The sequence below is a fragment of the Ochrobactrum quorumnocens genome (assembly GCF_002278035.1).
Taxonomy (GTDB): Bacteria; Pseudomonadota; Alphaproteobacteria; order Rhizobiales; family Rhizobiaceae; genus Brucella; species Brucella quorumnocens.
Genome location: NZ_CP022604.1, coordinates 2,058,968 through 2,072,975, shown reverse-complemented (window position 1 = coordinate 2,072,975; position 14,008 = coordinate 2,058,968). Strand labels below are relative to the sequence as shown.

Here is a 14,008-nt window from a genome sequence, read left to right as displayed (position 1 = left end):
CTTTTACGACCAAGGGCCCCGATAGCCGGAACCGCCACTGTTGTTATCGCCTGCATTACCACTACTTTGTCCCCATGGGCCACTGCTTTGTGATGGCGTCGAGGTGCGTTGCGCCATTCCAGCCGAACGAATACCCATTTCGGCAGCCATTTGTTCGAGTGCTGAGATGCGGTTGTCTGTGTCCGGATGCGTCGAGAACAGATTGTCCGCACCACGTCCGCTCAGTGGATTGATGATGAACATATGGGCTGTCGCCGGGTTATGCTCGGCTTCCTCATTCACCACGGTTTTTGCGCCACGCGCAATCTTGCCGAGCGCCGAGGAAAGCCAAAGTGGATTGCCACAGATTTCTGCACCGCGCCGGTCAGCGGCATATTCGCGGGTACGGCTTACGGCCATCTGCACAATCATAGCGGCAAATGGCGCAACGATCATCGCAAGGATCGTGCCGATCACGCCCATGATGCCATTGCCGTTTTCGCGGTTACCACCTAGGAAGAAAGCGAAATTACCAAGCATGGAGATTGCACCCGCGAGGGTGGCGACGATTGTCATGGTCAGGGTATCGCGGTTTTGAACATGGGCTAGTTCATGTGCCATGACGCCTGCGACTTCTTCCGGTGTCAGGCGCTGAAGAAGGCCAGTTGTGGCTGCGACCGCTGCATTTTCCGGATTACGGCCCGTGGCAAACGCGTTGGGCTGATCCTCATTGATGATATAGACTTTTGGCATCGGTAGACCTGCATTGGCGGCAAGGCCACTGACCATGCGGTAGAAGTCGGGTGCCGAGCGCTCATCGACTTCCTGCGCATTATACATGCGCAGTACCATCTTGTCGGAATTCCAATAGCCAAACATGTTCATGGCAACCGCGATTACCAATGCGATCATCATGCCGCCGCCGCCGCCCAATAAGTAACCGATGCTCATAAACATGACTGTCATGAGAGCGATCAGCATGGCAGTTTTCGTCATATTCATGCGTAGGGGTCTCCAGTTCAGCGAAAGTTTATCTCAAACAGGGTTTTGCTTACCCGCCAGATTTACCTATATGATGGGTATGAACGGCCCCAGCTTCAATAATGGGGCTTCAATAATGGATTTGCTGCGGATGACCGATAAATTCAACGAAACCGACATCAATGACAATGTAGCTCCGCGTAAGCTGGACGATCTGCCAGCTGCAGCACAGCGCGCGCTCAAAGAAGCTGAAGCACGTCGCGCGAGCGAAAATGTCGAAAAGTTACCGCGTGAGATTGGCGGACGGGGCGGCAAAGATCCCGCTCGTTTTGGCGACTGGGAGATCAAGGGGCGGACAATAGATTTTTAAATTGCGATACTTCCGCATTTGCGGCCCGCAGTTACCCTCACCCTGAGCCGGTGCGATAGCACCGTGTCGATGGGCGAGGGATATGATTTCCTGATCCTTCGAGACAGCGCTTCGCGCTTCCTCAGGATGAGGGGTGTAGCGATATTAAAAAGGCCGGGAAATCCCGGCCTTTTTGTTACTTCTTGTTCTGGCGATTTTCGATCAGATCGTCCACGACGCCCGGGTCGGCGAGGGTCGAGGTATCGCCCAGTGAGCCGAATTCGTCCTCTGCGATCTTGCGCAGAATACGGCGCATGATCTTGCCTGACCGGGTTTTCGGCAGGCCGGGCGAGAACTGAATCTTGTCTGGTGTCGCAATTGGCCCGATTTCCTTGCGCACGTGGCTGACCAGCTCTTTGCGCAAAGCATCGGCATCTTGTGTTTCAGCGCCCGTCATCAGAGTGACGTAGCAATAGATGCCTTGTCCCTTGATCGGATGTGGGTAGCCAACGACCGCAGCTTCCGAAACGGAATGATGCGAGACGAGTGCCGACTCGATTTCCGCCGTGCCGAGACGGTGACCGGAAATATTGAGCACGTCATCGACGCGGCCGGTAATCCAGTAATAGCCGTCGTCATCGCGGCGGCAGCCGTCACCGGTAAAATACTTGCCTTTATAGGTTGAGAAGTAAGCTTCGATGAAGCGCTTGTGATCGCCATAGAGCGTACGCATCTGGCCGGGCCATGAGTCGATGATGCAGAGATTGCCATCGACTGCACCTTCAACAACGGCACCTTCGCCGTCAACCAGCTGCGGTTTCACGCCGAAGAAAGGACGCGTTGCCGAACCGGGCTTGAGGTCGGTTGCACCGGGCAGCGGCGTAATCAAAATACCGCCGGTTTCCGTCTGCCACCATGTATCGACAATCGGTGAATGCTGATCACCCACGACGTTATAATACCATTCCCAGGCTTCGGGGTTGATCGGCTCGCCAACCGAACCAAGCAGGCGCAATGTCGAGCGCGATGAACGGGTAACAAATTCATCGCCCGCCCCCATCAGCGCGCGGATTGCGGTTGGCGCGGTATAGAAGATATTGACGTGGTGTTTGTCGATGACTTCCCAGAAACGACCCTGATCGGGGAAGTTCGGTACACCTTCAAACATCAGCGTGGTAGCACCATTGGCGAGCGGCCCGTAGACGATGTAGGAATGGCCTGTCACCCAGCCCACATCCGCAGTACACCAATAGACATCGCCGTCATGATAATCGAACACATATTGATGTGTCATCGAAGCATAGACGAGGTAGCCGCCGGTGGTATGAAGCACACCCTTCGGCTTGCCTGTCGAGCCGGAGGTATAAAGGATGAATAGCGGGTCTTCCGCATTCATGGGTTCCGGTTCGCAGGTAGGTTCTACGCTTGCCACTTCCTGATGATACCAGAGATCACGGCCAGGGCCCCAGCTGACCTTGCCACCGGTGCGGCGAACGACCAGAACCTTGTTGACCATGACATATTGCTTGGCAGCTATGTCGATAGCCGTGTCGGTGTTTTCCTTGAGCGATACCGGCTTGCCACCACGTACGCCTTCATCAGCGGTGATGACGAAAGTGGATTCACAGTCGACAATACGGCCAGCGAGCGCTTCCGGCGAGAAACCTGCAAAGACGACCGAATGCACGGCGCCAATACGGGCACAGGCGAGCATGGCATAAGCCGCTTCCGGGATCATCGGCAGATAGATGGTGACGCGGTCGCCTTTCTTGACGCCATGCTTTTTCAGCACATTGGAGAGACGGCAGACATTTTCGTAAAGTTCACGGTAGGTGATCTTTTTATCTATGTAAGGGTTGTCGCCTTCCCAGATGATGGCGACCTTGTCACCACGGCTTTTCAGGTGGCGGTCGATACAGTTGTAGGAGACGTTGGTCACGCCATCTTCATACCACTTGATCGATACGTCGCCGTTGAAATCAGTGTTCTTGACTTTGGTAAAGGGCTTGAACCAGTCAATGCGTCGGCCGTGCTTGGCCCAGAAGCCATCCGGGTCGGTTACGCTTTCATTGTACCAGTCGAGATAGGTCTCGTTGTCAATGAGCGTGTTCTTCTTTGCCCCCGGCAGAACGGGGTAAAGCTTTTCCGACATGTGTTCCTCCATAACTGTCCGGCGATCCTCCCGCCAGAATCGACAGCCCGCATCGGGGCAAAGCCATCGCCAGACTCATCTACATTCCGTCGCGTCCAACGTAAATTAGACATTGGGATCGACTATGGTCCACAATGACGCAGCACAAAAATATGAACGGAGCGGCAGCACTCACGTCGTGTTGGTGCTAACATACTGTTTTTACACTTTAAAAACTATTTTTGGCGATTATAATTCCTGTCGGAGCCGCTGAACACCTATAACGGGCTCCCTGTGAAAAGGGGAAATCGCCATGACGACATCCGCTTTTGTTTTAAAGTCGGCCTTTGAATTGCAGCTCGCCGGTTATGGTCTGACGACGGCGAAAATCTTCTATCATCTGCCTGATCACCCGCATTTGCTGCAACTTTTTGTATGGCAGGACTATGATCTCGCGCCGGAATTTCCGGTGCTCAATCATTTCATAGAATTCTGGAAGGAAAAGATCGACGGGCCGCTGCATTCGGTCGCCTACGCGCATCATCGGTTGCTTGGTCCATCCGACTGGAAGAATGTGCAAGGAGAAATTCTTTTACACTGACAACGGCTCATCTATGATGCGTGCCACGGTCTGATTTGAGAGCGGTTCCAGTTGAGGTTGAATCGTTGGAACCGCTCTCATTGTTTGTTTTTACGCATTATCCGACGCAAAACCGCTACGCACTTTTGCTGGAAATGCTTCAATGTAGGCTGCTGGAAGGCCAAATGGCGTTTGTGCATCTTTCCCACCCAGAAAAGGCGCTGCTTTACGCCTCAAAGACGTTGCTCGGCTGTCTTATTTGTTGGTTTGCATTGCAATGGGCAGGGATTGAGCATCCGATTTGGGCGGTGATCACGGTCCTAATCATTTCAGATCCCGACGTTCGCACAACGCTTGCTCTTTCGCAGGCACGGGCGATCAACACCGCAGTTGGATGTGCCATTGGCATGATAACCATCTGGTTAGTGGGATATTCGCCGGTTGCGAGCTTGTTCGGAGCAGCCCTAACGGTATTTGTCATCCTGATGATCGACCGATATCCAGTCAATTGGCGACTGGCGCCCGCAACCGTGGTAATTGTGATGGATGCGGGACGCTTTGCTCAAACACGCAACGAGGAACTGCTGCTCGCCCTATCGCGGTTGATTGAAATCGCGCTCGGCTGCGTGGTAGCGATTGCTTTGGCCTGGATTTATACCAAGTTCATTGAGCGGGTGCGAGCACATAGGCAGCAACTGCCACCTCACGCGGAAGGCGAATAGCTTCGTCCGCCAAAGATCGCCGAACCAACACGCACTGACGTTGCACCAAAGCCAACGGCGGTCTCAAAGTCGCCCGACATGCCCATGGAGAGTTTACCGACATTGGCTTCGCGCGCCAGCTTTTCGAGCAAAGCGAAATGCGGCCCCGGATTTTCGCCCGCAGGTGGAATGCACATCAGCCCTTCAATGGCGAGGCCGTGTTCGTTGCGGCAACGCTCGACGAAGGCGACTGCTTCTTTGGGTGGAATACCAGCCTTTTGTTCTTCAAGCCCGGTATTGACCTGAACATAAAGCTGCGGGCTTATACCTTGCTTTTTGATCTCGGCAGAAAGAGCAACCGCAATTTTCTCACGGTCGACGGTTTCGATAACGTCGAACAGCGCCACCGCATCGGCGGCTTTGTTGGATTGCAGCGGACCGATCAGGTGCAGCTCGACGCCAGAATAAGCTTCTCGAAGTGCTGGCCACTTGCCTTGTGCTTCCTGCACGCGGTTCTCACCAAACACGCGCTGACCGGCATCTAGAACCGGGCGGATTTCGTCTGCCTCGAATGTCTTGGACACGGCTACGAGCATCACAGAGCCCTTATCGCGGCGCGCTTCTTCTTCGGCATTGGCAATGACCGCCTTGACCTTGTTCAGGTTCGCTACAATATCTGACATGAAACTCTCGCTTTCAGGCTTTTCATCCGCAAAAGGTTGACGCTTTCGCCAATACGTGGTGAAGGTCGCCATTAAATATCGACTCTCCTTATTGCATCACCTTCGTACGAGTAAATACGCTCATGGCAGCCGAACGTTATAATCCGCGCGTGGCGGAAGCACATTGGCAGAAAATCTGGGAAGAAAACCAGACTTTCGAGACAGACAACAGCGACAGCCGCGAAAAATATTACGTGCTCGAGATGTTCCCCTATCCATCGGGGCGCATTCACATGGGCCATGTGCGCAACTATGCGATGGGTGACGTGGTCGCTCGCTACAAGCGCGCCAAGGGCTTCAACGTGCTTCATCCAATGGGATGGGACGCCTTTGGTATGCCTGCGGAAAACGCGGCGATGCAAAACAACGTGCATCCTAAAGAATGGACCTATCAGAACATCGCCACGATGAAGCGTCAGCTGAAATCGATGGGTCTGTCGCTCGACTGGTCGCGCGAGTTTGCGACCTGCGATGTTGAATATTATCAGCGCCAGCAGATGCTGTTCATCGATCTGTTTGAAAAAGGTCTGGTGACGCGCAAGACCTCCAAGGTTAACTGGGACCCGGTCGACAACACCGTGCTTGCCAATGAGCAGGTTGTGGATGGTCGCGGCTGGCGTTCGGGTGCGCTGGTCGAACAGCGCGAACTGACGCAATGGTTCTTCAAGATCACCGATTTCAGCGAGGAATTGCTGGCCGGTCTCGACACGCTTGACCAATGGCCGGAAAAAGTTCGCGTCATGCAGAAGAACTGGATCGGCAAGTCGGAAGGCTTGCAGGTTCGCTTCGCGCTCGACGGCAAGACCGCGCCACAAGATTTTTCGGAAGTGGAAGTCTACACGACTCGTCCAGATACGCTGTTTGGCGCATCTTTCGTGGCGATCGCCGCTGATCATCCGCTGGCTAAGAAGCTTGCCGAAACCAATGCCGATCTGTCTGAGTTTGCAGATGAATGCCGCCGCACCGGAACCTCCGTTGCAGCGCTTGAAACGGCTGAGAAAAAAGGTTTCGACACAGGCGTCAAGGTTAAGCATCCGTTCGATGAGAACTGGGAACTGCCGGTTTATGTCGCAAACTTCGTGTTGATGGAATATGGCACTGGCGCGATTTTCGGTTGCCCTGCTCATGATCAGCGCGATCTGGATTTCGCCAACAAATATGGTTTGAAGGTAACGCCGGTCGTTCTGCCAAAGGACGAGGATGCGGCGAATTTTGTGATCGGCGAGACAGCCTATACCGATGATGGCGTGATGGTAAACTCACGCTTCCTCGATGGCATGACGCCGGAAGCAGCTTTCAACGATGTCGCGAATCGTCTTGAAAAGACCGATCTTGACGGTCGTGCGCAGGCCCAACGCAAAGTGCAGTTCCGTCTGCGCGACTGGGGTATTTCGCGTCAGCGCTATTGGGGTTGCCCAATCCCGATGATCCATTGCGAAAGCTGTGGCGTCAATCCGGTGCCGCGTGCTGATTTGCCGGTCAAGTTGCCGGATGATGTCGAGTTTGACCGTCCGGGAAATCCGCTTGATCGTCATGCAACATGGCGTCATGTGAACTGCCCGAAATGCGGTGGCGAAGCGCGTCGCGAAACCGACACGATGGATACATTTGTCGATTCGTCCTGGTACTATGCACGCTTTACCGCCCCGTGGGAAAACGAGCCTACAAACCGCGCGATTGCCGATCACTGGTTGCCGGTTGATCAGTATATTGGCGGCGTAGAACACGCGATCCTGCATCTGCTTTACTCGCGCTTCTTCACCCGTGCCATGAAAGTGGCTGGTCATGTCGGCATTGATGAGCCGTTCAAGGGCCTGTTCACGCAAGGCATGGTGGTGCACGAGACCTATAAGTCTGATGGCCAGTGGGTGGCACCTGCCGATATTCGCATTGAAGACATTGATGGCAAGCGCACCGCTACCATGCTTGATAGCGGTGCTCCGGTTGACATTGGCTCAATTGAGAAGATGTCGAAGTCGAAGAAGAATGTGGTCGATCCCGATGACATTATTTCTTCTTACGGTGCTGACACTGCGCGCTGGTTCATGCTGTCTGACAGCCCGCCAGAGCGCGACGTTATCTGGACAGAAGCGGGCGCAGAAGGCGCGCATCGTTTCGTGCAGCGCGTCTGGCGTCTGGTATCGGAAGCGGCACCTGTTCTGAAAGATGTTGCGCCCAAGTCGGGCATTGACGGTGATGCTCTCGCTATTTCCAAAGCTGCGCACAAAGCAGTTCAGGCTGTCGGCGACGATATTGAAAAGCTCGCTTTCAATCGTGCGGTTGCGCGTCTTTATGAATTGGTGAATGCGCTTGCAGCATCGTTGCAACTGGCTGCCTCGGGCAAGGCTGATGATCAGTTGAAGGGAGCTCTGCGTGAGGCCACCGAAATGCTGGTTCTGATGGTTGCACCGATGATGCCGCATCTGGCTGAACAGTGCCTGACTGAACTCGGCGGCAAGATCACCGGCAAGGACACGCTCGCTGCAACAGCAGCATGGCCATCGTTCGATGCCGCGATGATCGTGGAAAACGAGATCGTTTTGCCGGTACAGATCAACGGCAAGAAGCGTGGGGATTTGACAATCGCCCGCGACGCTGATCAAGCTACAATCCAGCAGGCGGTGCTCGAACTTGACTTTGTCAAGGCTGCGCTCGATGGGGGCTCGCCGAAGAAGATCATCGTGGTGCCGCAAAGGATCGTCAATGTCGTTGCCTGATCGCCTCATTTCCACATTCAAGGCTTTCCGCGTCGCAATCGCTGCTCTAGGGGCAGCGGTTCTGATCGCAGGCTGCACCGTGCAACCGCTTTATTCGTCGGGTGGTGCCGGCGGCACAATCGGTGGCAGCGTCACGCCGGATATGCGCAGCAAGCTTGCGTCGATTTCAATCGACCCGGCAGGCAATGTGTTTCAGCAGCAGGTTCGTAACCGCTTGATCTTTTTGCTCAGCGGTGGGGCAGGTGAGCCTGCCGCTCCGAACTATCGCCTCAGCCTGGGCTTAAGCAGCAACACGCTGAACGCGGTGAGTGTGGATATTGGCGATCAGACTGACCGTACCGGTCGTCCATCGGCTGGTATCGTCAAAGCGACATCCAACTATGTGTTGCGTGACAAGGACGGCAAGCCTCTTGTCTCGGGCACACGTACAGCGGGATCGTCATTCGATCGTCCACGTCAGGAATTTGCTAACCTGCGTGCTCAACGCGATGCCACCAAGCGCGCGGCAGAAGAACTGGCAGAGCAGATATTCCTCTCACTTGCGATGCAGATGTCGAAGCTCTGAGCGGGTTAGATTTTGTGAATTTTAAAAGGCGGCGCAATTTGTGCCGCCTTTTGTTTATGGAGCAGAGAAAACATGCGTCTCGTTTCGTTCTCGGCAAAAGGCTATCGGTCGCTTAGATCCGTCCGGTTTGAGCTTGGACAGGTTACGGTCTTTGTCGGTGAAAATGGTGCGGGAAAGTCCAATCTTTATCGCGCGCTTCAATTGGTGAAGGCCGCGGCTGAAGGTACATTCTCGAATGAGATTGTTCGTGAAGGCGGCATGCAATCGGCCATGTGGGGAGGAATTCGACGCAAGCATGAGCTGGCTCGAATCATTCTTGAAGCCGAGTTTGAGGATGAGCGGCTTGCATCGCGTCTGTCTTATCGGGTTGAGGCGGGATTGCCGCCGCCGGTATCGGGTGCTTTTCCGTTTGAGCCGCAGATAAAGGAAGAGCAGCTCAATCTCGACACCGGACGCCGCCCCATTGATCTGATGGATCGAAAAGGACCTGCCGTCTTTGCACGAGATGGAGAAGGGCGGCGGATGGAACATCCGGCACGGCTCCTTACTTCCGAAAGTGGCCTCGCAGTCCTCGGGCAGTCGGGTCACTATCCCGAAATTGGCGATTTATCTGCTCAATTGCGGGGCTGGCGCTTTTATCATGGTTTCAGAAGTGATCGTGATGCGCCGGTGCGGCAGCCATCCATTGCTGCAACTGCTGCGATGCTGGACGAGGACGGTAGCAATCTCGCATCGGTGTTTGCGACACTCGCCCATATTCGTCAGGATACAGTCGATCTGGACCGTCTGATTGCCGATGCCTTGGAAGGCGCAAAGCTTATCATTCCGTTTCCGGAAGAAACAGCAACATTCGGTCTGAATTTTCCAGCTTTCCCACCACGTGTGTTCAGACCCGGTGAATTATCGGATGGGCAGATCAGATTACTGGCCCTGGCAGGTGCGCTTTTATCTTATCGTTTGCCGCCGCTGATTGCATTGAACGAACCAGAAGCAAGTCTGCACCCGGATATGATTCCTTCGCTTGCGAAGATGATCGCGCGAGCCTCGGAGCGCAGTCAGATATGGATGGTGACGCATTCGGCTCGGCTTGCGGATGCAATTACGGAGCATTGTGGCAGCAGGCCCATCCGTGTTGCCAAGAACGATGGCGAGACGATATTGGGATAAGCAAAAACGGCGGATCATTGATCCGCCGTTTTGCTTGATTAAGTGATCTGCCTTAAGCGATCTTCTGGCCAGTCTTCGCCCAGTCGGCGAGGAAGGCTTCGAGGCCCTTGTCGGTCAGCGGATGCTTGACGAGTGCCTTGAGCGTTGCCGGAGGTGCAGTAACAACATCGGCACCGATGAGAGCAGCTTCCTTGACGTGGTTTACGGTGCGAACCGAAGCGGCAAGGATTTCGGTGCGGAAATCGTAATTGTCGAAGATGGTACGGATTTCGGCAATCAGTTCCATGCCGTTGACGCCCATGTCATCGATACGACCGATGAATGGCGAAACGAAGGTCGCGCCAGCCTTGGCAGCGAGCAGAGCCTGATTGGCTGAGAAGCAGAGCGTCACGTTGGTCTTGTGACCGTCCGAGGTCAGAGCCTTACATGCCTTGAGGCCATCAAGGGTCAGTGGAAGCTTAATGCAGATATTGTCTGCGATCTTGGCAATGACTGCCGCTTCCTTCATGATCTGCTCATACTCTGTTCCAGCAACTTCAGCCGAAACCGGGCCCTTGACGAAGGAGCAGATTTCTTTGGTTACTTCAAGAATATCGCGGCCCGATTTCAGGATGAGGGATGGGTTAGTGGTTACGCCATCGACCAGACCCAGGTCGTTGAGTTCGCGGATTTCCTTGACGTCCGCAGTGTCGACGAAAAACTTCATAACAGCGTTCCTCCATAGTGAGCGCGGGTGTTGAGGGAAACTAAATCCATTTAATTCCCGGAAGGTGGCTTTTCTTTAGCGCAAAGCCACGCCAAGGTCACGCAATCATGTCGAAAGATTCGCACGATATTTTGGGCCTCTTTGCGGAACCCACTCCGAGTGTGGTGCCGGTGCTTGTACCCATGCCCGCTGAGCGGCCTTATTCTTATATGGTGCCGGAGGGAATGCGTGTCCAGCCCGGCTCGATCGTGCGCGTCCCGTTGGGACCGCGTGAGGTTGCAGGAATCGTTTGCGATGGCGTGACCGATGCGGTGGATGCCAAAAAGCTCCGCGCAATCTCACAGGTTTTTGATTGTCCGCCCGTGGACAGCGAAATGCTTCGCTTTATGCGCTGGGCTGCTGACTACACGCTTTCACCACCCGGAATGGTGGCGCGCATGGTGCTGCGGGCCCCTGCGGCCTTTGATCCAGAACCCGCTGTTCCGGGTCTTCGCTACAATGGCGGCGAGCCAGAGCGTATGACTGATGCTCGCGCCCGCGTCATGGAATTGGCGCGCGATGGACTCGCCTGGACACGCTCAGGCCTTGCCCATGCAGCAGGTGTCTCGCTGACCGTTGTCGATGGTCTGAAAACGCAGGGCGTGTTTGAAGAAGTGATGTTGCCTCCGCCTGCGGTTGTGGCAACACCTGACACTGATTATGCGCGAGCAGCGCTTTCAGAAGACCAGCAGGCTGCCGCTGAAATGCTGGCCGAATCGGTTGTGGCAAAGTGCTTTTCGGTTTCGCTTCTTGATGGCGTGACGGGCTCGGGCAAAACGGAGGTTTACTTCGAGGCGGTAGCCAAAGCGCTCGATCAGGGCAAACAGGTAATGATTCTCTTGCCTGAAATCGCACTCACACAGCAGTTTCTCGACCGTTTTCATGATCGATTTGGTGCAAAGCCCGCTGAATGGCATTCCGATCTTGCACCGCGCACGCGCGAGCGTGTCTGGCGACAAGTGGCCGAAGGCACGGTGCGTGTTGTGGCGGGCGCACGTTCTGCGCTGTTTTTGCCGTTCAAAGAGCTTGGGCTGATCGTTGTCGATGAAGAGCACGATCCGGCTTACAAGCAGGAAGATCGCGTTTTCTATAATGCGCGCGATATGGCGGTGGTGCGCGGACATATCGGTAATTTTCCGGTCATATTGGCATCGGCTACGCCTTCGATCGAGAGCCAGGTGAATGCCGATCAGGGCCGGTACAAGCGAATCAAGCTTTATGGGCGATATGCGGAAGCGGCATTGCCGACGCTCAAGACCATCGATATGCGCCGCTCTCCGCCGCCGCCAGGACGATTTCTTTCACCGGCACTAACAGAAGCTGTGGGAAAGACGGTGGAGCGTGGCGAGCAGGCGCTGCTGTTCCTCAACCGCCGTGGCTATGCGCCGCTAACGCTTTGCAGGGTGTGCGGACATCGCTTCCAGTGTCCGCAATGCTCAAGCTGGCTGGTCGAACATCGTTTTCGCGGTCAGCTCATGTGTCACCAGTGCGGCTATCATGAGCCAGTGCCGGAAGCGTGTCCTGAATGCGGTACGCTTGATCATCTGGTTGCTTGTGGCCCTGGCGTCGAACGTATTGCAGAAGAAGTTGCTGCGACTTTTCCAGATGCGCGAATCATAGTGCTTTCGTCTGATATGGCTGGTGGTGTAAAGCGTTTGCGGCTTGAACTTGATGCCATTGCTAAAGGCGAGGCCGATATCGTGATTGGCACGCAGCTCGTGGCCAAGGGGCATAACTTCCCCAACATGACACTGGTGGGCGTGGTGGATGCCGATCTCGGGCTTGCGAATGGTGATCCGCGTGCAGCTGAGCGCACATTCCAGTTGCTCAATCAGGTCACGGGCCGCGCTGGGCGTACAGGTCGCAAGAGCTTGGGTCTTCTTCAAACCTATCAGCCGGATCATCCCGTGATGCGCGCCATCGTTAGTGGCGATTCGGAAGCATTCTACGCCCGCGAAATCGAAGAGCGGGAACGCAGTGTTTTACCGCCCTTCGGTCGTCTCGCCGCGCTTATCATTTCGGCCGATAATCGACCCGATGCCGAGAATCACGCACGTGCACTGCGCCGTGCAGCGCCAGCATCGACTGAGATTTCAGTGCTTGGACCTGCGGAAGCACCACTCGCCCTTGTGCGTGGCCGGCACCGGTTCCGCATCCTCGTGCACGGAACAAAAAGAGCAGATATTCAAGGGTTTATACGCGCATTGCTCGCCGCCGCTCCCAAGGAACGTGGTTCTATCAGAGTGCAGGTGGATATCGATCCGCAGAGCTTCCTTTAGTTCTGTATCCTACAAAAACGGAGGTCAGAAAAAAGGGTTTGCATCTCTAGTGACTAGAGGATGTAGCCTTTATCTTGCGCGCTTTTTAAGGTTTTGAAAAATGATGAGATATGACCGAACTTCGCAACAGCAACGCGTGAGAAACGGGAGTCGCTTTTGGATTATCTCACTGATTGGATTAATGATCTGGTCGCTTGCGATCTGGCTTTCCTATTCTTTTTCTGATGCTGTAATCGCCTGGATTGACAGCAATGGGCCAGCTCTGACCTCCATTGGAACAACGGTGGTCGGTAATGAGGCGAGTGCCTTGATCGGTATTTTCAAGCTTGATCAACTGGCTGGTTCTGGGGGCGCTATTCTGCGGGGTTTGCTCGCACCGGCGCTTTGGATCATATGGGTGATTGGCGCGGCGATTATTCTCTTCATTCCGTTAATTGCAGGGCGCATCGCCAAATTACGCAGCTCCAATAAGCACTGAACGTCTGCGGTTCGGTCTGACTGCTGTGTCGTTGCCGGTTAATATACTGCGTAGTGATCGACCTGATCGGTTTTCGGTCGCGCAAAACTGGGTTATAGCCAAGCAGTTCAGATTGAGGGTGAAACGCAATGGAATTTTATCTTCCCGCCACAACCGGCGAATGGCTCGCATGGAGTGCGGCGGTTGTAACCGCTTTTGCTGGCATCGTTATGCTTTTCGCACCGGGCATCACCATGAAACTGATGCGGCTTCAACCGATCAATGCGCGCCCGGAAGCTTATAGCTCCATTCGTGCCGTGCTGGCTGGTCCTTATCTGGGGATAGGGCTTGGCTGCCTCATTTTTGCACAGCCATTTTTGTGGGTCGTTCTTGGCGCTGCGTGGGGATTTGCGCTGTTCGGACGTTTCATTTCGATGATGTCGGATAAGGGGGCAACTTTCTATAATATTGTCGCTGCCGTTATCGAGTTTGCGCTGGCTGCCGGACCTTTGCTTTATGCTTTTGGCTTTATCCGCTGAAGTCGGATTGATGCGCTAAAGAGCACCTTGCTGTATTAGTGGGCTTGGTTAGTACTTTTCTAACCTAAAATTGCGGCAAAACTTACGCAAAAGTGC

At 54.5% G+C, this 14,008-nt stretch carries 13 protein-coding genes; 9 read left to right on the top strand and 4 right to left on the bottom strand.

Going from position 1 to position 14,008, the window contains the following annotated elements; all coding sequences use genetic code 11:
* Positions 1–3: 3 nt before the first annotated feature.
* Positions 4–981: a zinc metalloprotease HtpX gene (gene htpX / locus CES85_RS19565; protein WP_095447406.1), complete on the bottom strand. Its 978-nt coding sequence runs from the start codon at positions 979–981 to the stop codon at positions 4–6.
* A 130-nt stretch (positions 982–1,111) separates the two neighbouring features.
* Here htpX and CES85_RS19560 point away from each other — a divergent pair, with 130 nt between their 5' ends.
* Entirely contained in the window at positions 1,112–1,330 is a 219-nt protein-coding gene (locus CES85_RS19560) for a DUF1674 domain-containing protein (protein WP_095447982.1), read from the top strand.
* 175 nt (positions 1,331–1,505) lie between these two features.
* Here CES85_RS19560 and acs read toward each other — a convergent pair whose 3' ends face one another.
* Positions 1,506–3,461 carry an acetate--CoA ligase gene (gene acs / locus CES85_RS19555; RefSeq protein WP_095447405.1) on the bottom strand — a complete coding sequence of 652 codons (1,956 nt, stop codon included), beginning with the start codon at positions 3,459–3,461 and terminating at the stop codon, positions 1,506–1,508.
* A 292-nt stretch (positions 3,462–3,753) separates the two neighbouring features.
* Here acs and CES85_RS19550 point away from each other — a divergent pair, with 292 nt between their 5' ends.
* Positions 3,754–4,041, top strand: coding sequence for an usg protein (locus tag CES85_RS19550; RefSeq protein WP_095447404.1), 288 nt, complete (start codon positions 3,754–3,756; stop codon positions 4,039–4,041).
* Between the two features lie 164 nt (positions 4,042–4,205).
* A complete protein-coding gene (locus CES85_RS19545; protein WP_095447981.1) occupies positions 4,206–4,742 on the top strand; it encodes an FUSC family protein in 537 nt (178 codons plus the stop codon).
* On the opposite strand, the gene CES85_RS19540 is transcribed toward CES85_RS19545, so the two are convergent.
* Positions 4,724–5,404, bottom strand: coding sequence for a YggS family pyridoxal phosphate-dependent enzyme (locus CES85_RS19540; protein ID WP_095447980.1), 681 nt, complete (start codon positions 5,402–5,404; stop codon positions 4,724–4,726). The two genes, CES85_RS19545 and CES85_RS19540, sit on opposite strands and share 19 nt — an antisense overlap.
* 122 nt (positions 5,405–5,526) lie before the next feature.
* Between CES85_RS19540 and leuS the strand changes: the two genes are divergently transcribed.
* The 3 genes from leuS (at position 5,527) to CES85_RS19525 (ending at position 9,892) form a co-directional block, all read left to right on the top strand.
* The gene (leuS, locus tag CES85_RS19535; RefSeq protein WP_095447403.1) at positions 5,527–8,160 is read left to right on the top strand and encodes a leucine--tRNA ligase; all 2,634 of its coding nucleotides are present in this window, start codon (positions 5,527–5,529) and stop codon (positions 8,158–8,160) included.
* Positions 8,147–8,725, top strand: a complete 579-nt coding sequence (lptE, locus tag CES85_RS19530; RefSeq protein ID WP_095447402.1) for an LPS assembly lipoprotein LptE — start codon at positions 8,147–8,149, stop codon at positions 8,723–8,725. Before leuS ends, lptE begins: the two co-directional genes overlap by 14 nt.
* A gap of 72 nt (positions 8,726–8,797) precedes the next feature.
* Positions 8,798–9,892: an AAA family ATPase gene (locus tag CES85_RS19525; protein ID WP_095447401.1), complete on the top strand. Its 1,095-nt coding sequence runs from the start codon at positions 8,798–8,800 to the stop codon at positions 9,890–9,892.
* 52 nt (positions 9,893–9,944) lie between these two features.
* On the opposite strand, the gene fsa is transcribed toward CES85_RS19525, so the two are convergent.
* Positions 9,945–10,598 carry a fructose-6-phosphate aldolase gene (gene fsa / locus CES85_RS19520; protein ID WP_095447400.1) on the bottom strand — a complete coding sequence of 218 codons (654 nt, stop codon included), beginning with the start codon at positions 10,596–10,598 and terminating at the stop codon, positions 9,945–9,947.
* 107 nt (positions 10,599–10,705) lie between these two features.
* On the opposite strand from fsa, the gene CES85_RS19515 reads away from it, so the two are divergent.
* From CES85_RS19515 to CES85_RS19505, 3 genes are all read left to right on the top strand, one after another.
* Positions 10,706–12,916, top strand: a complete 2,211-nt coding sequence (locus CES85_RS19515) for a primosomal protein N' (RefSeq protein WP_095447399.1) — start codon at positions 10,706–10,708, stop codon at positions 12,914–12,916.
* A gap of 181 nt (positions 12,917–13,097) precedes the next feature.
* Positions 13,098–13,394 (top strand): hypothetical protein, encoded by a 297-nt coding sequence (locus CES85_RS19510; protein WP_095447398.1) that lies wholly within the window; start codon positions 13,098–13,100, stop codon positions 13,392–13,394.
* Positions 13,395–13,522: 128 nt separating this feature from the next.
* Positions 13,523–13,912: an AGROH133_08824 family phage infection protein gene (locus CES85_RS19505; RefSeq protein ID WP_095447397.1), complete on the top strand. Its 390-nt coding sequence runs from the start codon at positions 13,523–13,525 to the stop codon at positions 13,910–13,912.
* Positions 13,913–14,008 lie beyond the last annotated feature (96 nt).